This is a genomic window from Chryseobacterium sp. ISL-6 (assembly GCF_018613715.1).
GTDB classification, from domain to species: Bacteria; Bacteroidota; Bacteroidia; order Flavobacteriales; family Weeksellaceae; genus Chryseobacterium; species Chryseobacterium paludis.
Genome location: NZ_JAGGPT010000005.1, coordinates 118,914 through 143,120, shown reverse-complemented (window position 1 = coordinate 143,120; position 24,207 = coordinate 118,914). Strand labels below are relative to the sequence as shown.

Here is a 24,207-nt window from a genome sequence, read left to right as displayed (position 1 = left end):
AAAATACTTTTTTAGTTGAACACATTAATTAGCATTCCTATTATGTTGCTAATTGCTTTTGAAAACAATTCGTCAACTCCAAAGGTAAATAACGCCAGAATAACTGTTGCAATAGTTACTACAATTGTAGATGATTGCAGATCAGCCCATTTTGGCCATTCAACTTTATGTCTGAATTCGTTATAAGAACCTTTTAAAAAATCGATAAATGAACTCATAATTATTATTTGCACGGGCACAAGGATTCGAACCCTGATCAACGGTTTTGGAGACCGGTATCCTACCATTGGACGATGCCCGTAGAAAAAGCTTCCGTAAAGAAATTCCTTACGGAAGCTTTATTTATTTTAAGATATTAATCTAAGATTTCAGTAACCTGACCAGAACCTACTGTTCTACCTCCTTCTCTGATCGCAAATCTAAGACCTACGTTAAGAGCGATTGGTTGAAGTAATTCTACAGTGATCTCTAAGTTATCACCAGGCATTACCATTTCTACACCTTGTGGTAAGAAGATCTCACCTGTAACGTCAGTAGTTCTTACATAGAACTGAGGACGGTATTTGTTGTGGAATGGAGTGTGACGTCCACCTTCTTCTTTAGAAAGGATATAAACAGATGCTTTGAATTTTTTGTGTGGCTTCACAGAATCTTTCTTAGCGATAACCATACCTCTCTTGATGTCAGTTTTTTCAATACCTCTCAACAATAGACCTACGTTGTCACCAGCTTCACCTCTGTCTAGGATTTTTCTGAACATCTCAACTCCTGTAATTGTAGAAGTTAATTTTTCATCACCCATACCTACGATATCAACTGGATCTCCAGTATTGATAACACCTGCCTCTATTCTACCAGTTGCTACAGTACCTCTACCTGTAATAGAGAATACATCTTCAATAGGCATCAAGAATGGCTTATCCATATCTCTTGTTGGTTGCTCGATCCAAGTATCAACAGCATCCATTAATTCTTCTACGCTTTTGAACCACTTATCTTCTGTGTTAACAGGAGTTGCAGTAGCTGCAGTAAGTGCACCTAGTGCAGAACCTTGAATTACAGGAGAGTTATCTCCGTCAAAATCATAAGTAGATAATAAGTCTCTAAGCTCCATTTCAACAAGCTCTAATAACTCAGCATCGTCTACCATGTCAACTTTGTTCATGAAAACAACAATTCTAGGTACGTTTACCTGACGACAAAGTAAGATATGTTCTCTTGTCTGAGGCATTGGTCCATCTGTTGCAGCACATACTACGATTGCTCCATCCATCTGAGCAGCACCAGTTACCATGTTTTTAACATAGTCGGCGTGACCTGGACAGTCAACGTGAGCATAGTGTCTATTTTCAGTTTCGTACTCAATGTGAGCAGTATTGATAGTGATCCCTCTTTCTTTTTCTTCTGGAGCAGAGTCAATCGCAGAGAAGTCTTTTTTCTCAGCAAGACCCTTGCTAGCTAATACAGCAGAAATAGCAGCTGTAAGAGTAGTTTTACCATGGTCAACGTGACCAATAGTACCAATGTTCAAGTGTGGTTTGTTACGATTAAACGTTTCCTTTGCCATGATTTAAATTATTTATTTATTGTTTATTCAAATTTTCGGTGTGCAAATATAATGAATTTTTAAATACTAAAATCTTTTTTCCTAAAAAATTTTAATATTCAAATCCAAAGAATTACAAACCTTATATACTTCGATGTATTGAAGTGCAAATTTACACAAATTTCTCGATAGAAAAAATCATTGGAAATCTTTTCATTAAAATCTAAACTATCTGATTAATTCTGAATATTATAGAGAATTGAAAATTGTTCATTCATATAAAAAAGTACTAGAAAAAACGACATTAATTTTGACATATACCAAGTAGAAAATCAACAAAATAGCTTTATTTCCTCTTTAGATAATTTGCAACTTATTTCTTTTAATAAAACAAAAGCCTGTCAACAATTATTGATAGGCTTTAATTAATATATTTAACTTAAGATAAAGGTAAATTCCTATTAAAATTTTAGATAAGAATTATTTCATCACATTGAATCGCTGGTTTATGTCAAGCTATCAAGCATATTTTCTAAATGATCTGATAAGAAGGTAAATTCCAAACAGGAAAGCTCCCCCTAATATAATTAAGGATGAAGCATAAATAGAATCAAACAATTCAAAGAATTTATTTAGAATATAACTTACACAATTAAAATCGAAAACTACAATAAGTAGCAGATATAAAGCAACAAAAGCAATACCCCAAAGTTTATATCTAGGTTGAAATACTGTTTTCAACAGCCTTTTTAATTTTGTTTTAAAATTTAATGGTATCAATTGCGAGGGAATAAAAAGCGCATAGAAACCTATAGAATAGGTAAATGATATATTAAACATCAGCAGCACATTTAAATGAAAAAACAATGTAACCAATATCATCAACCTAAAGAATTTGGGTTTTAAAAATGCCACTAGAAAAATAGTTTCAAAAAACACGGTACAATAGTCTAAAAATTCCCAAAAAAATTGAGAGTTGATTTTATCATAGGTATCTGACATAAGATCATCCCATCCAATACCATATCTGTATTGATAAAAAAACACCTGAGTACTTTGTATATCAGTATTAAGCCAACCTCCTAAAATTTTTGCAAGACCTGCTGTAAAAATTCCAAATCCAAGAAGCATACTTAATAAAAACATAGGCCATGATTTAGAAAGTATATCAGTTTCTCTTGGGCTCCGGAAAAAAACTATAGGTCGTATTCCAGGGCGAAAAAGCCATAATTATTATAGGGAGAGCATAAACAAAAGTGTGATTTATTTTTCCAAAAGAAAAGGCATAATTACTGCTCACAATATAGACCACCATATATAGTATTGCAAATATCCTGGGCTTCAACCCTATTAAAATCAATAAAAGACATAAATACATACTGTAATAGCATCCAATAAAAAACCATTCCGGAGGTACATTATCTGTAAATGATAAAATACTTATTGGTGGATGCATTGCACTATTGGGAATACTATATACCCAGCTATCGTTTGATATTCCCATCCATAATAAATATAAAGAAAAAAATATCCTATAGAAAGCCAAAAACTCATCACTCGGATTGTAGCTTGTGAACGGTAGTTTTTTTATTTTTTCAATCATTGTGCTCATTAAAACTTGAAATTAATCAGTGTGTCCCTGGTTACCCTATTCGTTAATTGTTTAGTCGTTATATCAAAATCTTTATTCTCATTAGTGACTAATATCTGAGCTACCTCTTTGTTTGGGAAGTTTTCTCTAAGCTTTTTTACAACAAAAGCTTTGCTTTCCTCTAAATTGATTTTCTTAATATTTCTATTGAGAATAGACTTTTTTAGTATATACAATCTTTTTTTGTAGGGCGGTAAGGAATTGACCCTTGCATCAAGTATGGGATATTCTGTGGGAAAAAGAAGATTTTTAATGAGCGTAATTTGTATCGTTCGCGGGATTTTATTTCCTAAATAATCGTTTTGCGCTACAATTGTATCAGTTTTGTCTTTAAAATAAACTTTGGTAGTCGTTTTAGTAAATACAATATATTTTTCTTCTTTAATAGGTAACGAAGCAAATCCAGGAAAATTAAATGAGGGATAGGTTTCTTCTAAACTTATTTTAAAAAACAATTGCAGGGGTAATAGTATACAAAAGCCTACAAATACGAATAATACGGTATTCTTATAACGTTTCATGTGAGGGATTTCTTGTGTTTTTAGTGGGAAACGGTTTACTTGTGCGCAAATATACTTTATTTTTTAAACTCATTATCATGAAATAAATGATTCCGATAAAAGAATTAAAGTTCTACCTATAATAAATAAAATAAAAAGATAAGTTCGGAATAAACCTATCCCGAACTTATCTTTTTATTTTAAAAATCGATCAACTATATATGTTCCGATTTTTTCGTTCTGTTAAAAATCCAGAAAATAATTGGAAAAATAAGCAATGTAAGTACTGTCGCAGTTATCAGTCCCCCAATAATAACAATTGCCAATGGCTTTTGAGATTCGGAACCTATACCTGTAGAAAGTGCAGCAGGCAAAAGACCAATGGAGGCCATTAAGGCAGTCATAATTACCGGTCTGGTTCTGGATTTCACCCCAGTGAATATTGCCTCATCCAGGTTTAATCCATTTTTAATATTCTGATGAAACTCTGTAATTAGAATTACCCCATTTTGGATACAGATTCCTAAAAGTGCGATCATTCCTACTCCTGCTGATATCCCAAAATTCATTCTCGTAACATGAAGAGCAATTATACCTCCAATCAGTGCGAATGGAACGTTCGCTAAAACTAATAGAGAATCTTTTATATTTCCAAATAGTATAAACAATAAAAAGAAGATCATCAGAATACTTACCGGGACTACTTGTGCCAATCGATGTGATGCTCTTTGTTGATTTTCAAACTGACCGGTCCATCCAATTGAATAGCCATCGGGAAGTTCAATCTTGGAAACTTTTTTCTGAGCATCAGCAATTGTTCCCCCCAAGTCACGATCACGTATTGAAAATTTCACACCGATGTAACGTTTAATATCATCCCTATAAATAAAGGCGGCACCATTATCTTTTACAATATTGCTTATTTCTTTTAAAGGTATTTTCGCCCCATCCTGAGTGGGAACCATCAATGCCGCAATATCATTTTCGTCTTTTCTATATTCCTGAGAATAACGAAGTCTTATTGGAAATTTCCGTTCACCATCAAACATTTCTGAGGCAGTTTTACCACCAAAAGCCATTTCCAGAACCGCCTGTGCATCAGCCGGCATTACTCCATAGGCTGCCATTTTATCTCTATCAAGCACCACACTAACCTCTGGCTGACCAATATTTTTAATGATTCCGGGATCTTTAACCCCATCCACATTTTTTATTTCTTTTAAGACCTCCGCTGCTAAACGATCTAAAGTCTGCAGGTTATCCCCATAAATTTTGATTCCGTTTTCAGCCTTAAATCCTGCTACCGCTTCCGCAACATTATCAGAAATTGGCTGCGAATAATTAAAAGTAATTCCTTGATAATTTCTTAGCTTTCCATCGATCTCTTGGATCAGTTCATCATAAGAAATCTTTCGCTTCCAATCTTCCCGTGGTTTCAGATTGACGGCAAACTGTACAAATCCAAATCCATTAGGATCTGTTCCATCATTACTACGTCCTGTCTGTGCCAATACGTCGGTAACTTCAGAAAAGCTCATAATGTCTTTTTTTAGGAGATCTGCAGTTTTTAAAGATTCTTTCAGTGAAGAACTCATCGGCATTTCTGCAGTGATCCATAATGACCCTTCATTAAGCTGGGGTAAAAATTCAGTTCCTAAGAATTTTCCCGAAAATAATGTAGCGACTAAGAAAGAAATAGAAACAATTAAACTTAATTTTTTATTTTTAAAAGTATAGCTGAATCCTTTTTCAACAATCCTATCCCAGAAATTTACAAATGGATTATTCTTTTCTCTTACATTTTTATTTAATAGAATATGAGAAAGAACGGGTACTAATGTCAAAGTAAATATTAATGCCCCCATCAAAGCAAATCCTAGCGTAAAAGCCAAAGGTGAAAACATTTTACCTTCAACTTTCTGGAATGAGAAAATTGGGATTAAAGAAGTAATGATAATTAATTTAGAAAAGAATATTGCTTTTCCTAAACCTGTTCCGGTTTGTTTTATCCACCCACCTTTTGCAAGCTTATTGAATTTTTCCATTCCATACTTTTTGGCTTTATGGTCAAGCATAACAAAGATACCTTCCACCATGACGACGGCTCCATCGATAATAATTCCGAAATCGACAGCTCCCAATGAAAGCAAATTAGCACTCATACCCGCCAGCTTCAGACATAGGAATGCAAACAATAAGGATAAAGGAATAATAATAGAAACTATTAATGTCGTTCTCCAGTCTGCCATGAATATTAAAACCATGACAGTTACCAGTACAATGCCTTCAAGTAAATTATGCATTACGGTTTCTGTCGTAAAATCCATCAGGTTATCACGATCATAAAAAGTAACCATTTTCACATCCTTTGGAAGGATTTTTTCATTCAGCTCCTTGATCTTGGCTTTAACACCTACCAATACCTCGCGGGGATTCTCTCCTTTCCTCATTACCACAATCCCTTCCACCGTATCTTCATGGTTGTTTAGCCCCGCCTGCCCCACTCTTGGCATAGAGCTCTCGTGAACATTGGCAACATTTTTTACCAATACAGGATTTCCACTTTCATTCTCAATGGTAATATTTCCAATATCTCCGATAGATTTTACCAAGCCAATACCTCTTACCACATAAGCCTGACCGTTCTTCTCTATCACATCTCCACCTACATTCAGATTACTTTTTGTAACAGCATCATACACCTGAAGTGGTGTCAGATTATATTTATCCAAAGCTCTCGGATCAATGCTCAGTTCGAAAACTTTATCCTGGCCTCCGAAGACATTGATATCTGCTACACCCGGCACTCCTCTCAATGCTCTGTCTACTACCCAGTTTTGTAGTGTTAATAATTCCCGTGAATCTTTCGTTTTACTCTCTAAAGTATATCTGAAAATTTCACCTGTTGGTCCGTAGGGTGGTTGTACTTCGGGATCTACCTCATCAGGAAGGCTTATAGTTCTTAGTTGGTTATTCACCTGATTTCTGGCAAAAGTATCGTCCACCCCATCATCGAACAGAATTTTAACAATAGAAAGACCAAACATAGTGGTACTTCTTACACTTGTTTTTTTCTGAACCGGACTCATTGCTAATTCTATTGGTGTGGTAACAAAGCGTTCTACTTCTTCTGCGCTTCGTCCGTTCCACTGGGTAATAATTACAATCTGGGTATTGGTAACATCAGGAAAAGCTTCAATAGGCATATTTTTGAAACTTATAAACCCTGCAACAGCCAATATTGCTACCCAAATAAAGGTAAATGCTTTATTTTTAAGTGAAAAAGAAATTATATTTTTAATGAATTTATTCATAGTATTTTAAATTGATGACCTAGAAAAGTCGTTTAAAAAAAGACTTTGATTTAGTTGTTAAGAGAACGATAAATCAACAATTGATTTTCAGTAATGACTTGTTCTCCATCCACTAACCCATCAGATATATAAGTGGTATCTCCCACCTGTTTTAAAACTTTGACTTCTTTAACTTTTAAATTAGTTCTGGATTTAAAAACAACAACAAAGCTTCTGTTATCATCGAAAATTACCGCTTTGGAAGGGACAGTTAATGCCATATTATTTTCTGAAGTAGAAACTTTTATGGTAGCCTTACTATCTGGGATCAGCAATCCGTTTGCATTATCTAAAACAACTCTGGCTTGCATCGCATTGGTTTGAGGATCAATAATTTTGAATATCTTATCAATCTTTCCGTAGAATATTTTATCAGGATAAGAAAGTGTAGAAACCTCAGCTTTCATTCCAAGACTAATTTTATCAATGTCAGATTCATTAACGTTCATAATAGCCCAAACATTAGTGGTATTGGCAACATCAAAAATATTGTCACTTCTATCTGTTCTCAACTGCATATCCTTATTGATATTCTTCTGAACAATAAATCCACTGATGGGAGCTAAGACACTATAAATATTTCCTCTCTTTACATTATAAACCGTGCTTATCGCACTTGCTCTCTGCATTTGGTCCTGTGCTTTTTGCAATTGACTTTTAGCTTCAAGGACATCTCTTTCTGTATTCAGTTTGCCTTCATACATTTCTTTAGCAACACGAACATTATTTTGAGCAACTACCAAATCTGTTTTAGCATCGCTTACATCCTTTTGTACTTCAGCAAGCTCCGTACTTCTGATGGTCGCCAGAACCTGACCTTTTGTTACATGGTCTCCAAGTTCAACATTTACACTCAAAACATTTCCTCCTACTAAAGGATAAACATCTATATAGCTGTTTTGATCTGCAGATATTTTTCCGTAAAAATTATAATTGTCTGCGATATATTTTTTTTCAACTTTTGCTAAAGCGATGGATTTAAGCATTGTATTGCTTAGTTCAAATCCTTTTGGTTCTACAACTTTCGTTTCTTCCTTCTTAGAGCAAGATAATGATGCAATGGCCACAAATAAAGCAATTATATATTTTTTCATTTTTTTAATAGAAGATTTTAGTTTGTACTAATTGATTAAGCTGTTCAGCCGATTGGATGATATCATTTTTCATGTCATATATCTGAAGAGCCGTTTGTCTGTAGCTTTCCATAAAGTCAGTAAATTCAATAAGACTTACATTTCCGCTTCTGAAATTTTTAAGCATCCCATTATATACAAGATCAAGATTATTAAGATCTGTCGCTTTTATTTCGGCTAACTGATCATATTGGCTTTTCCAGGTTCTGTATGAAGCCTGTACTTTTGTTTCAAGATCCAGTTTTTGGTAATCAGCATTTTTCTGATTCTGCTGAATAGCATAATTTGCTTTTTCAACATTTCCCTGATTACTTTTCCATAAAGGCAACGGAATACCTACCATCAAATTAATTTCATTTTTGAAAGTCCCTCCATTCTGATCCCAGCCTGCTCCTACATTAAGGTCCGGAACATTTAAAGACTTCTGCCATTGGGCAAATAATTTACTATTATCAATCAATTTTATGTTGTATTGATAGTCTGCATTATTTTCCAATGCCTTTTTCTTTAATTCCTCCTCATCACCAAAAGGCTGTGTGGCAAGAATTTCCTTAGCCTCAGAATCCGACAGCTGCGGTTCTATATCTTCTGTAATTCCTGTTAGGACTTTTAGATTTTGCTCTACTGTGAGAATATTTTTATTGATCTCTACCTTATCATTGTTCAGCTGAATAACGATACTTTGTAATCTTACCTCGTCTTTAAGTGATACATTTCCTTTTGCGGACTGTACTTTGTAAGCACTCAGAAGCTCTTTCATGTATCCCAACTGCTTGTTGGTGTTTTCCAGTTTTAATTTTTCAAAGTAAAGATTGTAGTAAGTGGTGTGTAATTGTGTTTTAAGATCAACTAAAAGTTGAGAAAATTGAAATTGTGCCAGTTCCTTATTCGATTTCGCAAAAGCAATCTCATTCTTTTTCTTTCCACCCATGTAGATCAGCTGAGTTACCTGTGCCCCTTTAGCGTTTCCAACATCAAATACTTTTTTCTTTTCAGGATTATAAGCATTGATTTGTCCACTTAGTTGCGGCAGTTCCCAGATCTTGGCCTGTAAAATATCAGCATCCGCCATATTGATATTATACTGTTGGGCGAGAAGTTGAAGATTATTCGTCTGGAAAGCATTTTCACAATCCAGGAGTGACATTTTCTGTTGTGCTGTCATGAATGAGGAAATGACAACAAACAGTCCTGCAATTTTGTTCATTCTTTCAATTTTATGATACAAAAGTGCTAAGACACGATTAAAACGAACTTAAATGAGGCTTAAAAAAAAATTAAATTTTAGTTTTTGAAGGTAACACTAAACTTGTTTACGTTTTCTAATGGTGAAGAATAAATGATATCAGCTCCGTGGTATTCTAAAATTCTTTTTACAATACGAAGTCCTAATCCGGAGCCGGAAATATGCTGGGAATTGTGTCCCCGCATAAATGCCTCAAATAGTTTTGACTGCTCATCCTCTGAAATAGTATTTCCATGAGAAATAACATCCACAATCAGTTTTGAAGTAGTTTCTGTAATAAGAACATCCACTTCAGTATTATCTGAATATACCGCTGCATTTTTGAACAGGTTGATAAACACGATATCTAGCAATGATTGTATTCCTTTAATGGTTAATAGTGCTTGTTCTGAAGTTTCTTCAGAAATTAAAAAATCCATTTTCAGATCCGGATAACTTTTTTCTACGGTTTCAAAGGAACTGAATATAACTTCATCAATTCGTACTTCCTCATACAAACTCTGAATATTCTCTTTGTCAAATTTGGTAAGAAGCAGCAAGGAATTGGTCAGATCAGACAACTGATATACATCTTTCTGAATCTGTTTTAATGAAGATAGTGTCTCAGGAGAATGTTTTTCAAATTTAATCAGATTCTCCAACTGGAATGCCATCCTTGTGATGGGGGTTCTTATTTCGTGCGAGGCGCTCGCTGTGAAATCTTTTTGAGATTGAAATACGTCATTTAGCCTTACAATCATCGTATTGAATGACTGTGCCAGAATGCTAATCTCGTCTTGAGATTCTTGTACGGGAATTTGTGTAGTCAGTTTGTGGGCTGTAACTTCGGATATTTCTTGATTCAATTCTTCTAATGGACGAAGAAACTGTCCCATAAAATAGTAACTGAAAAGACCAATCAAAAGTGTACTCATCACATAGGCAGTGATAAGTAGATATTTTAAATAGTTCAACTTTGATTTCCCATTGCTGTCAAAAGCGCTGGTGAGAATATAGTAATTTTCTCCACGGATGTTTTTTAATGCTGCATATATCTCAGGAACTGTCTTTTCTGTATAGATCATTTTTTTCTGATCCAGCTCCTTTAATAAAGCGGCGTCCCAGGTGACATTCCGATCTTTTATGGTACTGTAGATCAACTCCTTTTCTGCATTAAAGATCAGGATCTTTTCATTAAGAAGGATATTATCCGAATTTTCATTAAAAAAAATGGGTGCTTCCCTTTCGAAATCTTTAGATTCTGAGATAAAATGAGATGTAAATTCTAACCTCTGTCTGAATCTCTCTTTAAATTCATCTCTTCTAAAATCATTAAAAGACATGTATATTATAACCATCACAATACCGAAAAGTAATGAGAAGGCAATACTTAAATTTAAAGCGATCTTCCTTTTTAACGACATTTATAGTGGGCTTAAGTAATATCCAAATCCCGATCGGGTATGAATAAGTTTAACTTTAAAGTCTTTATCTATTTTCTTTCTTAAAAAATTGATGTATACCTCTACGGTATTCGTATTGGTATTAAAATTATGCTCCCAAACATGTTCTGTGATCTGTTGCTTGGAAACCGTCCTTCCCTGAGCTTCGGCCAGATAGGCCAATAATTGAAATTCTTTCAAAGTAAGGGTAATTTCATTTCCGGCCCTGAAAACTTTTTGCTCTGTTTTATTAATGATAAGATCATCAATCCGTACAATTTCCTGATCTGAAGTATCTACAGGCATTTTTCTTCTCAACAGAGAATTTACACGTAAAAGCAATTCTTCAAACTGAAAAGGCTTTACAAGATAATCATCCGCAAGTCTTGTGAAGGCATCTTTTTTATCAGAAAGATCTCCGTACGCCGAAATAATGATAATGGGGGTATTTTTATCAAAAGAACGAATCGTCTGGCAGACATCCAACCCGTTTATCTTGGGAACATTAATATCAAGAAGATATAAATCGTAAGAATTGTTTTTTATCTGGCGAAGGAAAGTCTCACCGTCATAAATTTTATCACAGGTAAAATGATTTGATTCCAAAAATTTACAAAGTTCAGCTGAGAGAATAAGATCGTCTTCTAATAAAAGTATATTCATCAAAAAATATTTATACGAATTTAACGAAAATTTTTATGATTGTTGATTAAAATCATCAGCAGATGATTTATATGTTTCTTTGAATTTAATTTATTTCCAAAAAAAAATCCCGAAAGAATCCGGGATTATTACGAGAGCCAACTACGGGACTTGAACCCGTGACCTCTTCCTTACCAAGGAAGCACTCTACCGCTGAGCTAAGTCGGCATTAAGCAAAAAAATCACACTAAAAGCGTGATTTTCTTTGAGCGGAAGACGGGGGTCGAACCCGCGACATTCAGCTTGGAAGGCTGACGCTCTACCAACTGAGCTACTTCCGCAATTTTGTTTCCAAAACTATTGGTAAACGCTGTGCAAATCTATAAAAAAGCTTTTAAATTTGCAAGTCTTTTTTCTAATATAAAATGTGGGAAGAGCAGGATTCGAACCTGCGAAGCCGAAGCAACTGAGTTACAGTCAGTCCCATTTAGCCACTCTGGAATCTTCCCTCATGTTTTATATTAAATTGAGCCTCCAGAGGGATTCGAACCCACGACCCCGAGATTACAAATCACGTGCTCTGGCCAACTGAGCTATGGAGGCAATTTAAACTTTCTGAAGCTTTTCGAAGACTCTATCTTAAGCTGTATCAGGTTTAAAAAAAATCACGCCTTATGGTGTGATTTTACTGAGCGGAAGACGGGGGTCGAACCCGCGACATTCAGCTTGGAAGGCTGACGCTCTACCAACTGAGCTACTTCCGCAATTTTGTTTCCAAAACTATTGGTAAACGCTGTGCAAATCTATAAAAAAGCTTTTAAACTTGCAAGTTTTATTTTCAATATAAACAGTGGGAAGAGCAGGATTCGAACCTGCGAAGCCGAAGCAACTGAGTTACAGTCAGTCCCATTTAGCCACTCTGGAATCTTCCCTAGTTTATATTAAATGAGCCTCCAGAGGGATTCGAACCCACGACCCCGAGATTACAAATCACGTGCTCTGGCCAGCTGAGCTATGGAGGCATATTTTAAAAAGAATTCAAAAGATCACTGTTCCCTTTTTGCGAGTGCAAATATAGAACGGATTTTTTGAATTCTCAAATTTTTCGTTAACTTTTTTAAAAGTTTTTTCTATGCGGTTTCTTTTTTCTTGATTAATAGCTTCTTAGCAGTATCAACACATAGATCCAAACTCTCTTCAAAACTTACACTTGTCTTTTTTACTACGATATCGTCTCCTGGTACGGCCAAAATAATCTCGGTCGTTTTATTCGATTTATCCGAATTATTTTCAACTTTCAGGAATATTTTACATTCATGAATTTTGTCATAAAAGGTTTCAAGTTTGCTTACTTTTTTTTCGATGTGTGATTCTAATGGTTCGTGTGGAGTTAAACCAATTGATTGTACTGTGATCTTCATAATTCTTCTTTTTTAGACGCTCTTGGATGAGCCTGATTAAACACTTTTTTCAATTGTTCAATATTAGCATTTGTATAGACCTGCGTACTCGCAAGACTGGAATGACCTAATATTTTTTTTACTTTAGAAATCTCTGCCCCATTATCTAAAACGTGTGTAGCAAAGCTATGTCTCAGAATGTGAGGACTTCTTTTTTGCTTTGAAGTTATAAGACTAAGGTACTTATTTACGACTACATAGACAAACTTTTCCGACAGTTTTTTACCCTTCTTATTGACGAAAAAATAGGATTTATATTCTTCATCAGGTTTTCTTAATTCTAAATAACTTCGAAGTAAATGTGTTAAATCTTCAGCTATGGGAACATATCTTTCTTTATTCCCTTTACCTATAATTTTCAACTCATTTCCATCTAGGTTTACATTCTCAAATATCAAGCCACAAAGCTCCGCTTTACGAATACCCGTCTGATATAAAACCTCTATGACACAATGGTCTAAAACATCATGCCCATCTTCAAAAAATGCATTATCAAGCACTTGCATTTCTTCCTGAGAAATGGGAATCTGTTTTTCGGCGTAAAATTTAAGTGAAGAAATACTTTCTGTGGGTGAAACTGTAATTTCACCAATCTTTAAAAGAAAAAGATAAAAGCTGCGAAGTGAAGAAAGTTTTCTGTTGATACTTCTCTTGGAGATATTATTTTCGCTTAACGCAACAATAAAATTCCGGATTACTTTTTTATCAGCTTTGGAAATATCTTCAGAAGATTCTGTTTCAAGGAAGAAATAAGAAAAATCTTCAAGATCTTTTCTATAACTTGTAATAGTATGAGGTGAATACCTCTTTTCGAACTCTAAATATTCTAAATACTTATTCAGCATCACGTCTGGAGTGAACATAAAAAATTCACTCCTCAAATATAAGTATTTAAGAAGTGAATTTAGTATTTGTTTAAGAAAAATTTCTTAAGCCTGCTCTTCTTTGCTAAGTGCTCTTTGCTTGTAAGCAGCTTTTAACTTAGATTGTCTCAAAGTTACAGAAGGCTTGATAAACGCTTGTCTAGATCTCAATTGACGAACTGTACCCGTTTTATCAAATTTTCTTTTATATTTTTTTAATGCTCTGTCGATGGATTCACCATCTTTTACTGGAATTATTAACATATATTACATCTCATTTTGGATTGCAAAACTAGGACTTTTTTTCTTAATGTGCAAAATTACTCTCAAATTATTTTACATTTTTTATACGAAAACCAATTGTAACACCACTCACACCTTGATTTTCTTAAAAACAGTAAATTGGAACATTGCTTTAAAACCTCCCAAACAGAGATCAATTAAAGGCTTCGTTAAAAAACCGTTCATATTTGAACAAAAATCCTTACTTTTGCATTCACTTTAACATGGGGTTGACTGGTTTCGACAGCAAGACCAATGGGTAAGTAAGCATGCAGAGAACCGTAGCGCGATCTCTTAAATCCCTTGCTACAAAATTTTAACTGGCAACGAAGAGTTCGCTCTTGCAGCTTAATATCGAAGTTTAGTAGATTCAAGCGCTTTCCCGAAGATTTCAGTAGGGAAGCAAGATATCTCACAAATGCTCTGTTTTGCGGCGTTTGATCCTGAGATATAGGAATGCAAAAATAAGGTTTTAGATACTTTGGCTAAAACTCGAAAACCTCAGAAGATAAGCTGGAAGTTGGGTGTCTGCTCTCTGCCTCCAGTCGAAAACCAATAGTAGAATAAGCATGTAGAAATCTTATGTATTGCTTGTTTGGACGAGGGTTCGAATCCCTCCAACTCCACTTAAAACCCTGTAAGTCGCTTATTTACAGGGTTTTCTATTTCAAGGTGCTATTTTAGGTGCCATTAATTTTCAATTCAATATTATTCGCACTGTTTGCGTAATATCGTTTTATACGTTGCTGATATTATCTTACTAAATACTTTAGAAGTATATACAACGGCGTGGGTTTTTTTCAAAAAAAATAAGACCGTGAACCTTCTTGAAATCAACCGCTAAACCCCGCATTTTGCAAAACCTATGTTATGTGCAGTTTTTATATAAATTTAATTTTTTACTAAAATCAGCTTCAATGACTTTGTTTTGAGTGTTATTGAATGACTCAAGAATGCAAACCGTTCTATTTTCGAACGGCGAATCATTTATGTAATCAACAATTAAATGAGGAGTATTACTATTATATCGATCTCCAATTTCGTCTACTTGTAATATTCTGTCAAAATGAATTGATTTTAATTCTATATAAAAGCCTTTGTTTTTATCTTCCAATTTGTTCCAAATTTCCCAAGCTTTATTATGATTTAATTGATTTTCATCTTTCTCATAATTAAAATCAAAAATTTCTGGATAGCGTAAAAATGCACTGTCATAAATATCAATATAATCCCATTCCTCAGTTTCCCAATTTATAAAAGCATAATGTTTTATAGCAATTACAGAGATACAATTAAATGGCATATATTCATATGCTTCGTAATATCTCCATAATGGTTTTTCTCCATTCAATTTTGGGTAGTTTAAAACATTAGCAGGGCGAATAAAAATAATTTTATGTTTAATACTTGACAAATCTGAAATATGTTTTATCAGTTTCCTTTTAGTGGCTAATTGGGAAGATAAATTTGACTTAATAGAACTTCTTTTTTTCTGTAAAGAAATACCAAAATACGCGAATAATAAATGGTCATATTTTGGTAGAAAAAGTAAGTCTTCTATTTCTGATTTCCCAAATATGTAAAACTCTTTTATTCCAAGTTCATTTAGTTTGTACTTAAAAGTATCACGTGCTTTTTTTGAAAAATTAGTTGAGGCTGCTAAGATATAACCATACGGAGGTAATGCTTGCTTTATTATATCATTTTCAATTATACTTTCAACTTTTTTTGGGGAAATAGCTTTCTCACGCTTACATTGAATTATCCAGACTCTTTCCTTAAGTATAAATTTATCATCATAATTATCATCATCATAATTATCTGCTTCCTCAAAATTATTTTCTATTGCTAATATATCGATACCATCATCGGAACCAAGTTTACCAGTTGCTTCGATTGATTTCCAATCTTTAAAATCATACATTAATTGCCGAATTAGATCCTCAAATCGATGTGGTTCTAAATCTTCAAAATGTATTGGATTAATTGTCCTTGTAACCATATTGGAATAAAATTGCACATAACGTTTCGGGGCTTTGCGATGGTGGGGCAAAAGCACAAATCTTCAATTTTGCACAAAAGCTGAATCGAACAAATATCGTTGAAATTTGTAGTTTCGCCCCACTATTTCAAAACCGTTGTTAGCTGCTGGCAATATTTGTCTTTGCTTTTAATATTTCACTCCGTGTTACTCTTGCGTTTCTACTATTCGTACCTGCATACATATTAGCATAATAGATTGCAAATTCATTTGTACTTCTATCAGATGATTTATTCTCTAAAACATTTACCTCGAATGCATTTAAGTCTTCAATCAAGTCTTCTATTTGTTTGCCACTCCAAAGTAATTCACAAACCAACGTAAAGTAATTTGATTTTCTATACCATATCGAGTCAGTAGCTAGGTCGCTTTGATTTATTGATAATATAGTTCTTATTAAGTTATCTCTCATTTCGATGAATCTTGGATATTCATCATTGAATTGTGCTATATACTTTTCAACCTCATTGTCAGCTGGGAAATATCCACCTTCTTCAATTGTAGCCATAATAAGAAGTAAAAAGTGAAGATCAGCCATTCTTGTCAGTTCGCTTTCACTGAATATTGGTACTTTAAACTCAACATTTTTGAAATGCTCTAATACATCTTTCGCACATTTAATGAATTGACCATCATAGATAGCATTATTAATCTCAATTGCATTTAATGTAAATTTGGTTGAGTTAATCCTTTGAAATATCTCAATCATTATTTCTGGATTTACGTCTTTCAAATCTCGAACTGTAACATCATAATTTAAAAAATCCGTCTTATCCTGGCCGGATAGATCAGCGAACTTTGGAATTCGTCTTTCAAAGTTATGGGTACCTTCAATATATCTTTTAATTGTAGTTAACCTTTGCTGACCATCTACAACAACATTTTGTGTAGAAAGTGTTTCTAAGTCAATTCCTTTTTGCGATATATATATTTCAGGAAACGGATAACCTTCTAAGATTGTCTTAATAAAATTCTCCATATGTTCTGGTGTCCAAACAAATCCTCTTTGAAACTCCGGTTGCAGAATTAATTCATTTCTTTGAATTTTTCCAATTAGGTCGGAAATTGTCTTTTTATCTGGTTGTGCTTGTATTTGCCTTGCCATATTTATTGTTTTATTTCTTTTTGCAATTGAGCTATACTGCTCTGATAGTATTTTTCTGCGTATGCTTGATTTTTAAATAAACCAGCTTTTACCTTATAGTTTCCAACTTCTGATTTTCCGTATGAAATTGTTTTAAAAAAATTATCCCATCGTTCTCTTATTTCAATGAATTCAACAGTGTTTGAAGGTAATAAATCAGGTCTCATCCAACCGGTGCTAAAGTATTTTAAGAACTTAATGTATTGATTGTACTGATCCTTCCGTAAAAATATTTCGCGGTATCTTAACTTATATGTATAATCAGAAATTAGCTCAAAGTACTGTTCAAATAGTGTCTCATTACATATCGTAACATCAATATCGGATTCAAATGAAAACTCTGTAAATCTATATGGACTAAATCCGAATCTAGATGACCCAACGATATTTATGTCTGTATATCTAATGTTAAATTGGTCGGCTATTCTTTTAGAGAAATTGTAATAGTCACCATCTCTTTCACGAAACACAAAAGGTGTACCGTTGAAAAAATTCCTTTGAACAAAAGTTGTCCTTTCAATTTCAGTAGAAATTGCATTAAGTTCTGCTTTAAATTCTTCTAAGGTCATTTTATCGTTGTTGTGTTATTTTGCTTGCAGCTAACTATTGGATTTACAAATTGCGTAAATCTGATTTATATGACTTGCGTAAAGCCATTTCTACTGCTAATATAAAATTAATTTTGAAGACTTTATTATCAATTATTTATAAATATTTTAATTTGGATTGGCGAATGTTATCGAACTTTGAGTAGATTTAATTTTAGTACTATAAAAGTCTATGTCCGTATTATTATTTTTAGTGTCTTGTAAAATTGTACCTGAAGAATTTTTTACGATATATTTTACAATGAGAGCATCTCTATAAAACTTTTGATCACCATAATCAATTAATTTATTTTCCTGTTTTGTAATAAATAATGTAATTTCTTTTCCTCCATAATTGGCTTTATAGTTGCCTATGTATGGAGTTAGTTCATTATTAGTATCTTTAACATAAACATTATTAGGAATATTTGATAATGCAGTATTTAAAGGAAGATTCTGAGCTTTACAAGAAAACACAATAAATATTCCTGCTATTAATAAGATTTTCATTATTGTTTAATAAATATCAGGTCTTTTGTTTCTGAAAGATAAATAGTTGTATTTAAATTAGAAGGACATTTACTTGAAATTGTAACTATATCATCAGGTCTGTATTCCCAAGAGATTTGGGTATTATTAATTTTCTTTAAGAAAATATCTACCCAACCTACACTACAATTAGTACCCGCATAGTTTAGCCTTGTCTTTGTACCGTTTTCTATCACCCACAAACTATAAATAGTATGCAATTGGTCTGGCTGAAATGTCATATTTTTAGTGTCTTGGAGTATAGCTCCAGAAGAATTATTTATAATGTATCTTACAGAGAAAATATCCTTATAAATTTGTTTACCTCTGTGTTGCTGTAATGACTCCATTGCTATCTTTTGCTACGTTGTATACTGTTCCATAGCCTCAATACGTTGAAGAATTACTCAGCCATCAGTTACATCATTAAATACTACTTGGTGTGATGAATTTACATCTGCTGGAACTACAGTTCCATCTTTCTTTTCCTTGAAACCAATTTCCCCTGTACTTGGGGTTATTAATGGTGAAATTTATGAAAATATGGAAAGTAGTGGTTTTTGGTGCATTTTAAGAAATGTAAATACAATAAAAAGAAAACAGGCCCGAATATGCCTGTTTTCTTTTATTGTTATTATTGTTTAGTAAAAATCAAAGGATTTTCTGTCTCTGGAAGATAAATTGTTAAATCAGGATTTCCAGGACATTTACTTGGGGTAAGAATAACATCATCTGGTTTATAAAGCCAAGATATTTGTGTAGCATTTATTTTTTTTAAATAAATATTTCCCCAACCGACACTGCAATTAGTGCCCTCATAATAAAGAATAATAGTATTATCATATGATCTTACTCTATGACTGGTGATGGCATTATTCTGTAAAATTACATTTTGGGTATCCTGTAAAATAACACCAGAAGAACTTTTGACGATATATTTGATAACGAGTGCATCTAAATAATATGTTTTGTCCACACTTTTTTCCAGCTTATTTTCAACCTTGGTAATATACAAAGTAATTTCTCTTCCCTGATAGTTTGCTTTATAAATACCCATATATGGATTTAGTTCATTGTTGAGATCCTTAACGTGTGCATCTTGTGGAATGTTTTCCATTAATGTATTTAAAGGAAGTTGTGCATTACAGGATATAAAACCACTTATTAAACCTGTTACAAAAAGTATTTTAAAAAATGTATTTTTCATTTGTTTATTTTTAAAGTTACGGACACGGCATAGCTGTAGGAACTCCATTAGCATCTAAATCAATATTATTTACAGTACCGTCATCATCTACTCTTTGCAACATCACTTTTCCTGCTAACCCCATTTTAGCTAAGGTATCAAAAAAAAGTTTTTCTACCCCCTTATTATTTAATTCATCTCCTAAAAAGTCTACATAAGGTAAAATTTCAGCTAACTCACTTTCTCTTTTTTTAGTAAATCTTATGAAATTTTTCATTTGATCGTCGGTAAAAGATGTTGCCAAATCAGATGCTGTACCAATAAATCGAATTAAATAATGATGCATTCTATAGCATCCAGCTGTTGCTGGATAACATTTTACAGCTCCTATCATTCCGACATAAACATCTCCATAATTTGAAGCATTTGTTTGCCCGCTTGCTAAGTTTAGTACAAAGTTAATATCTGGCGGTGAATGCATTTTTGCTCCATTAAATGTATGACTATGATAAATCCCTTTCGCTCCATTTATATTATTAAAAGTAACATGATGATCTGCTGAAACATCGGCAGATGTAAACTGTCCATTATTTTCTATTCTTCCTATTTCTCCTTCATTAATGTCATTAGCTGCTTTTTTAGCTTGCTCAGTTACATCAGCAATGGCTTGCTGGGCATTTGGTTTTTTTAACATAGCTTTAGTTTTTTCACAAGGGTCATCCAGATCAGGAAGAGTGCCGCCTCCGCATCCTGGAGCAAGTCTATAAAAGGCTCTGCTAAAGTTTAAACCACAGGGGTTTGACGGAACATTAGGGCCTGGTGTCCCGCCACCGCCTCCGCAACCGAAGCAGCCACCGCCGCCGCCACCGCCGCCGCCTCCACCTCCGCCAGGGGTTGAGGGAAAAGGATCATCTACTGTTCCGATAACCTCATAGGTGCAATATGTAGTTCCACAGTCGGTACAGCCACTTTCAGCATCGCAAATCCCTTCGCCATGATGGGTGCAATGAAGCGCTATAAAACATGTTTCTATAATCATTAGTTTCCCTTCTTGCTGAATTGTAACTTTCGTTGAAGGGGCAAAATTCCTCATCCACATGATTCCATATTCGTCATCAGACTTTTTACCAATAAACAAATCTTTTGGTATTCCTATAAAATGTTCATTTCCAAATGTCCTATTATCCATGTGCATGAAAGTAAGAAAAAGTTTCTCCCGATTTTCTACACTGATCCTTTGATCGTAGACTATATCTTCAAGTAATGCATTGTCATAATCTTTTACAGCTGTTACCACGTCTTTGCTATCTAAAGTTGCAAAAAGTATGGAACTCATTGTTTCATTGTCATCAGAAAGAGGAATCATAAGGCCTACTGCATTTTCAGTCACTACTTCATACATTTTATCCCAAATTGGCATTCCATTTTGATCAGGCATTTTAGATAAAAAATCTGTTTCTCTATTGTAGGCTTCAAGAATGTTAATGTAATCTACACTTGATTTTGATTGAATAGATGATGGGTGTTTAAAGAAATCAGAATTGTTTCTTTTTGGATTAGTTTCGGCTTTTACCAAATCTTCATTTCGACATGATTGTAAGCCAACACTTAATGTTATCAATAATGATAACCATAAGAAAAATTTGTTTTTCATTTCTAGTTTATTAATTTTAGTTTTTAAATATAATTACAAGTATTAACACTTTTTAATATTAATTTCGTAATTCATATCGGTAAAACGAGAAAACTTAGAGCTTTATTGTTTAGGATCTTTTTATTTCTCATTTTGTTGAATAAGTAAAGCTAATTCACTATAACGACAGAACATGTCGTGTTAAATTTATGATGCAAATAATCTTAATTTGCTATTGTAAACATTTTATTTTCGCTATTATAGAATATCGGCATTTAAAATAAAATATAGAAATTTAATTCAGGGTCGAAATGACTTATTGTCCCCACTGTAAGACTATTTTCATTATTTCTTAAATTATAAAAAATATAGAATCGTCAACATTGATTTACGAGGAGTTTTTGTTTCAAAAGACAGAAACAAGTGCAATATCCCGCTAAAAATTTGATCATAACAAGATTAACTGCCATAAATTAATATTTTTTACATATAAATATTATTGAGAATTTTATTTTAAAATAACCCAAAAAAGGCAGTTTCTAATAAAAAAAATCATAATAATATGTTTTTATTATAATAATTATGCAAATTTAATTACTTTTATGGCTATTTATATTTTGAATTAAAAATTCCATAAATCAGGATTTTTTTTCATTTTACGAAATAACACCACCAAACACCATATTAAATATATTAACTATGAAAATTAAACAATTACTTTATCTGGGGATATTTATTTTATCCATTTCCCTGGGAAAGGCACAGGATTTTTTCACCACGATCAGTGAGAGATCCATTAAAGCAGACCCAAAAAACAGAACGGTTCAACCCGAAAAATCATTGACATACACATTGAATGTGTCTGGAATGAAAAGCTATTTCAATTCGGTTCCGGAACTGAGAGACAATGAGCGTAAAGACAACGCACCGATTATTGTCCTGCCTATGCCTGATGGGACGAAAGCAAAATTCAGAATCTGGAAGTCTTCAGTAATGGCTCCTGAACTGGCTCAGAAATTCCCTCAACTGGTTACTTTCACAGGACAGGGCGTAGATGACCAATATGCTACTATAAAATTGGATTTTACAGAGTTAGGGTTTCATGCTCAAATAAAATCTGTAATAACTGGTGATACCTATATTGATCCTTATGCAAAAACTAATATCAATGATTATATTGTTTACAAAAAGAGTGATTTAATTGATAGAAATCCAAGGATTTGCGGAACAAAAGACGAGGAAATAACACCCGAAAAAAAAAGCGTTCAGAAAAGCGTTACTCCAAGCGTAGGTACTCAAATTAGAATTTTCAGATTTGCAGTAGCTTGTACTGGTGAATATGCAAAGGCTGCAACAGGATTAGCTACACCTACAGTTGCTCAAGCCCTGTCTGCCATCGTAACCTCTGTAAACAGAGTAAATGGAGTATACGAACAGGAAGTAGCTGTAAGGTTGATATTGGTTCCTACTGAAACCAACGTTATCTTTACCAACCCTACTACAGACCCTTTTACAGGCAATAATGATGCATATACCTTAATAGATGAAAGTCAGGCACAGATTGATGCATTAATAGGAAACGCCAATTATGACATAGGACATACCTTCAGTACAGGAGGTGGCGGACTGGCTGGATTAGGAGTTATCTGCAGCACCGGTAACAAAGGAAGCGGCATTACCGGATCATCCAATCCTGTTGGAGATCCTTATGATATCGACTATGTTGCCCATGAAGTTGGACATCAGTTCGGCGGTCCTCATACTTTTAATGCAATAACAGGAAATTGTGCAGGAAACCGCAGTGCTTCAAATGCTGTAGAACCGGGAAGCGGAGTTACGATCATGGCTTACGCAGGTATTTGTGGTTCTGTAAACGACCTTGCACCAAACAGTATTCCTACTTTTCACACCAAATCATTCCAATCGATCACCACGAAAGTTCAATCAACAACATGTCAGGTGACAACGCCGGTTGCCAATACAGCTCCCGTTGTGAATGCAGGAAATGATTACACCATTCCTAAAGGAACTCCGTTTAAGTTAACAGGTTCTGCTACTGATGCACAAAATAATGCACTTACCTACTCATGGGAACAAAATGATGTAGGACCTGCTGGAAACTGGAATGCTCCAACTGGAAATGCTGCTATTTTCAGATCATTTGTCCCTGTCACTGTTCCTTACAGATATTTTCCAAAAATTACTGATGTAATTAATAATACGATGACCAGAGGAGAGATCTTGCCATCTTATGCAAGAACCATGGAGTTCAGATTAACGGTTAGAGATAATAATCCAGGCTGTGCAGGGGTTGCAAACGATGATGCAATAGTTACAGTGGATGGAAATTCTGGGCCATTTACAGTTACCGCACCAACAACTGCTGTAACATGGACGGGCAATACTACTCAGACCATCACATGGAATGTAGCGAATACAACTGCTGCACCTGTGAGCTGTGCGAATGTAAGTATTTTACTTTCAACAGACGGAGGTCTTACTTATCCTACCACAATTATCGCCTCTACTCCAAATGATGGTTCAGAAACGATTATAGTTCCTAATGTAACTACAGCACAAGCAAGAATTATGGTTGCAGGACAGGGTAATGTGTTTTATAATATTAATCCTGTTAATTTTGCGATTGATAAGGTATTAGGTGTTAGCGAAGTAGTAGGAAGTAAAGATGTATTTGTAGTATATCCTAACCCAAGTAAAGGACTTTTGAATATTAAATTTACCAACTCCAATGAAAACTACGACATCATGGTGTATGATGCAAGCGGAAGAGTAGCATTCAGTAAGCTGAATAATACATTAGACGCTGGCAAGGTGGGCACTTTCAATTTAGCTCACTTAATGACAGGAGATTATGTGATTAAGATTAAAACTAAAAATATGGAGAAATCCGTAAAATGGGTTAAAGAATAAGAATATCTAAATCCATCAGTTTAATAAAAAAAGGTTGTTTTCATTGTAAAACAACCTTTT

General features: G+C 33.9%; 20 protein-coding genes, 8 tRNA genes and 1 other RNA gene. 2 read left to right on the top strand and 27 right to left on the bottom strand.

The annotated features are described in order from the left end of the window. Positions 1 to 11: 11 nt before the first annotated feature. From secE to rpsU, 20 genes are all read right to left on the bottom strand, one after another. The gene (gene secE, locus J7E44_RS08280; RefSeq protein WP_172280674.1) at positions 12 to 218 is read right to left on the bottom strand and encodes a preprotein translocase subunit SecE; all 207 of its coding nucleotides are present in this window, start codon (positions 216 to 218) and stop codon (positions 12 to 14) included. A gap of 12 nt (positions 219 to 230) precedes the next feature. Continuing rightward, a tRNA-Trp gene (locus J7E44_RS08275) sits at positions 231 to 301 on the bottom strand. 54 nt (positions 302 to 355) lie between these two features. Then, positions 356 to 1,567 (bottom strand): elongation factor Tu, encoded by a 1,212-nt coding sequence (gene tuf, locus J7E44_RS08270; protein WP_214827758.1) that lies wholly within the window; start codon positions 1,565 to 1,567, stop codon positions 356 to 358. A gap of 498 nt (positions 1,568 to 2,065) precedes the next feature. Continuing rightward, a complete protein-coding gene (locus J7E44_RS08265) occupies positions 2,066 to 2,692 on the bottom strand; it encodes a hypothetical protein (RefSeq protein ID WP_214827755.1) in 627 nt (208 codons plus the stop codon). 465 nt (positions 2,693 to 3,157) lie between these two features. Further along, positions 3,158 to 3,718, bottom strand: a complete 561-nt coding sequence (locus J7E44_RS08260) for a hypothetical protein (protein WP_214827751.1) — start codon at positions 3,716 to 3,718, stop codon at positions 3,158 to 3,160. A gap of 194 nt (positions 3,719 to 3,912) precedes the next feature. Then, positions 3,913 to 7,011 carry an efflux RND transporter permease subunit gene (locus J7E44_RS08255; RefSeq protein ID WP_214827749.1) on the bottom strand — a complete coding sequence of 1,033 codons (3,099 nt, stop codon included), beginning with the start codon at positions 7,009 to 7,011 and terminating at the stop codon, positions 3,913 to 3,915. A gap of 50 nt (positions 7,012 to 7,061) precedes the next feature. Continuing rightward, entirely contained in the window at positions 7,062 to 8,144 is a 1,083-nt protein-coding gene (locus tag J7E44_RS08250; protein WP_214827747.1) for an efflux RND transporter periplasmic adaptor subunit, read from the bottom strand. A 4-nt stretch (positions 8,145 to 8,148) separates the two neighbouring features. Next, positions 8,149 to 9,390: a TolC family protein gene (locus J7E44_RS08245; protein ID WP_214827745.1), complete on the bottom strand. Its 1,242-nt coding sequence runs from the start codon at positions 9,388 to 9,390 to the stop codon at positions 8,149 to 8,151. Between the two features lie 77 nt (positions 9,391 to 9,467). Next, the gene (locus tag J7E44_RS08240; RefSeq protein WP_214827742.1) at positions 9,468 to 10,832 is read right to left on the bottom strand and encodes an ATP-binding protein; all 1,365 of its coding nucleotides are present in this window, start codon (positions 10,830 to 10,832) and stop codon (positions 9,468 to 9,470) included. After that, entirely contained in the window at positions 10,833 to 11,513 is a 681-nt protein-coding gene (locus J7E44_RS08235) for a response regulator transcription factor (protein ID WP_214827740.1), read from the bottom strand. 135 nt (positions 11,514 to 11,648) lie between these two features. Next, positions 11,649 to 11,720 (bottom strand) — tRNA-Thr (locus J7E44_RS08230). Positions 11,721 to 11,760: 40 nt separating this feature from the next. Beyond that, positions 11,761 to 11,833: transfer RNA gene (locus J7E44_RS08225), tRNA-Gly, on the bottom strand. Between the two features lie 87 nt (positions 11,834 to 11,920). Then, a tRNA-Tyr gene (locus tag J7E44_RS08220) sits at positions 11,921 to 12,001 on the bottom strand. A 20-nt stretch (positions 12,002 to 12,021) separates the two neighbouring features. Then, positions 12,022 to 12,095, bottom strand: a tRNA-Thr gene (locus J7E44_RS08215). Between the two features lie 88 nt (positions 12,096 to 12,183). Continuing rightward, positions 12,184 to 12,256 (bottom strand) — tRNA-Gly (locus J7E44_RS08210). An 87-nt stretch (positions 12,257 to 12,343) separates the two neighbouring features. Next, positions 12,344 to 12,424, bottom strand: a tRNA-Tyr gene (locus tag J7E44_RS08205). A 16-nt stretch (positions 12,425 to 12,440) separates the two neighbouring features. Next, a tRNA-Thr gene (locus tag J7E44_RS08200) sits at positions 12,441 to 12,514 on the bottom strand. A 108-nt stretch (positions 12,515 to 12,622) separates the two neighbouring features. Next, a complete protein-coding gene (locus tag J7E44_RS08195) occupies positions 12,623 to 12,913 on the bottom strand; it encodes an HPF/RaiA family ribosome-associated protein (protein WP_214827737.1) in 291 nt (96 codons plus the stop codon). Beyond that, positions 12,910 to 13,797: a tyrosine-type recombinase/integrase gene (locus J7E44_RS08190; RefSeq protein WP_214829204.1), complete on the bottom strand. Its 888-nt coding sequence runs from the start codon at positions 13,795 to 13,797 to the stop codon at positions 12,910 to 12,912. Before J7E44_RS08190 ends, J7E44_RS08195 begins: the two co-directional genes overlap by 4 nt. An 84-nt stretch (positions 13,798 to 13,881) precedes the next feature. Further along, complete coding sequence (gene rpsU / locus J7E44_RS08185) at positions 13,882 to 14,079, bottom strand: 30S ribosomal protein S21 (protein ID WP_045501128.1); 198 nt, start codon at positions 14,077 to 14,079, stop codon at positions 13,882 to 13,884. Positions 14,080 to 14,323: 244 nt separating this feature from the next. Here rpsU and ssrA point away from each other — a divergent pair. After that, positions 14,324 to 14,726: a transfer-messenger RNA gene (gene ssrA, locus J7E44_RS08180) on the top strand. A gap of 239 nt (positions 14,727 to 14,965) precedes the next feature. Here ssrA and J7E44_RS08175 read toward each other — a convergent pair. The 7 genes from J7E44_RS08175 to J7E44_RS08145 all read right to left on the bottom strand — a co-directional run bounded on the left by J7E44_RS08175 (position 14,966) and on the right by J7E44_RS08145 (position 21,237). Next, positions 14,966 to 16,099, bottom strand: a complete 1,134-nt coding sequence (locus J7E44_RS08175) for a restriction endonuclease (RefSeq protein WP_214827734.1) — start codon at positions 16,097 to 16,099, stop codon at positions 14,966 to 14,968. A gap of 139 nt (positions 16,100 to 16,238) precedes the next feature. After that, positions 16,239 to 17,243, bottom strand: a complete 1,005-nt coding sequence (locus J7E44_RS08170; protein ID WP_214827730.1) for a DUF262 domain-containing protein — start codon at positions 17,241 to 17,243, stop codon at positions 16,239 to 16,241. 2 nt (positions 17,244 to 17,245) lie between these two features. After that, complete coding sequence (locus tag J7E44_RS08165) at positions 17,246 to 17,851, bottom strand: hypothetical protein (RefSeq protein WP_089756268.1); 606 nt, start codon at positions 17,849 to 17,851, stop codon at positions 17,246 to 17,248. 147 nt (positions 17,852 to 17,998) lie between these two features. Then, a complete protein-coding gene (locus J7E44_RS08160; protein WP_214827726.1) occupies positions 17,999 to 18,379 on the bottom strand; it encodes a DUF6705 family protein in 381 nt (126 codons plus the stop codon). After that, positions 18,379 to 18,747 carry a hypothetical protein gene (locus tag J7E44_RS08155; protein ID WP_214827723.1) on the bottom strand — a complete coding sequence of 123 codons (369 nt, stop codon included), beginning with the start codon at positions 18,745 to 18,747 and terminating at the stop codon, positions 18,379 to 18,381. The genes J7E44_RS08160 and J7E44_RS08155 overlap by 1 nt, the downstream gene beginning before the upstream one ends. A gap of 284 nt (positions 18,748 to 19,031) precedes the next feature. Next, positions 19,032 to 19,604, bottom strand: coding sequence for a DUF6705 family protein (locus J7E44_RS08150; protein ID WP_214827720.1), 573 nt, complete (start codon positions 19,602 to 19,604; stop codon positions 19,032 to 19,034). Positions 19,605 to 19,620: 16 nt separating this feature from the next. Beyond that, positions 19,621 to 21,237, bottom strand: coding sequence for a hypothetical protein (locus J7E44_RS08145; protein WP_214827717.1), 1,617 nt, complete (start codon positions 21,235 to 21,237; stop codon positions 19,621 to 19,623). A gap of 678 nt (positions 21,238 to 21,915) precedes the next feature. On the opposite strand from J7E44_RS08145, the gene J7E44_RS08140 reads away from it, so the two are divergent. Beyond that, positions 21,916 to 24,147 (top strand): reprolysin-like metallopeptidase, encoded by a 2,232-nt coding sequence (locus J7E44_RS08140; protein WP_214827714.1) that lies wholly within the window; start codon positions 21,916 to 21,918, stop codon positions 24,145 to 24,147. Positions 24,148 to 24,207: the final 60 nt, after the last annotated feature.

Coding starts and splice junctions, on each gene's coding strand:
- secE (WP_172280674.1), bottom strand. CDS start 218: ATGAGTTCATTTATCGATTTTTTAAAAGGTTCTTATAACGAATTCAGA.
- tuf (WP_214827758.1), bottom strand. CDS start 1,567: ATGGCAAAGGAAACGTTTAATCGTAACAAACCACACTTGAACATTGGT.
- J7E44_RS08265 (WP_214827755.1), bottom strand. CDS start 2,692: ATGTTTTTATTAAGTATGCTTCTTGGATTTGGAATTTTTACAGCAGGT.
- J7E44_RS08260 (WP_214827751.1), bottom strand. CDS start 3,718: ATGAAACGTTATAAGAATACCGTATTATTCGTATTTGTAGGCTTTTGT.
- J7E44_RS08255 (WP_214827749.1), bottom strand. CDS start 7,011: ATGAATAAATTCATTAAAAATATAATTTCTTTTTCACTTAAAAATAAA.
- J7E44_RS08250 (WP_214827747.1), bottom strand. CDS start 8,144: ATGAAAAAATATATAATTGCTTTATTTGTGGCCATTGCATCATTATCT.
- J7E44_RS08245 (WP_214827745.1), bottom strand. CDS start 9,390: ATGAACAAAATTGCAGGACTGTTTGTTGTCATTTCCTCATTCATGACA.
- J7E44_RS08240 (WP_214827742.1), bottom strand. CDS start 10,832: ATGTCGTTAAAAAGGAAGATCGCTTTAAATTTAAGTATTGCCTTCTCA.
- J7E44_RS08235 (WP_214827740.1), bottom strand. CDS start 11,513: ATGAATATACTTTTATTAGAAGACGATCTTATTCTCTCAGCTGAACTT.
- J7E44_RS08195 (WP_214827737.1), bottom strand. CDS start 12,913: ATGAAGATCACAGTACAATCAATTGGTTTAACTCCACACGAACCATTA.
- J7E44_RS08190 (WP_214829204.1), bottom strand. CDS start 13,797: ATGCTGAATAAGTATTTAGAATATTTAGAGTTCGAAAAGAGGTATTCA.
- rpsU (WP_045501128.1), bottom strand. CDS start 14,079: ATGTTAATAATTCCAGTAAAAGATGGTGAATCCATCGACAGAGCATTA.
- J7E44_RS08175 (WP_214827734.1), bottom strand. CDS start 16,099: ATGGTTACAAGGACAATTAATCCAATACATTTTGAAGATTTAGAACCA.
- J7E44_RS08170 (WP_214827730.1), bottom strand. CDS start 17,243: ATGGCAAGGCAAATACAAGCACAACCAGATAAAAAGACAATTTCCGAC.
- J7E44_RS08165 (WP_089756268.1), bottom strand. CDS start 17,851: ATGACCTTAGAAGAATTTAAAGCAGAACTTAATGCAATTTCTACTGAA.
- J7E44_RS08160 (WP_214827726.1), bottom strand. CDS start 18,379: ATGAAAATCTTATTAATAGCAGGAATATTTATTGTGTTTTCTTGTAAA.
- J7E44_RS08155 (WP_214827723.1), bottom strand. CDS start 18,747: ATGGAGTCATTACAGCAACACAGAGGTAAACAAATTTATAAGGATATT.
- J7E44_RS08150 (WP_214827720.1), bottom strand. CDS start 19,604: ATGAAAAATACATTTTTTAAAATACTTTTTGTAACAGGTTTAATAAGT.
- J7E44_RS08145 (WP_214827717.1), bottom strand. CDS start 21,237: ATGAAAAACAAATTTTTCTTATGGTTATCATTATTGATAACATTAAGT.
- J7E44_RS08140 (WP_214827714.1), top strand. CDS start 21,916: ATGAAAATTAAACAATTACTTTATCTGGGGATATTTATTTTATCCATT.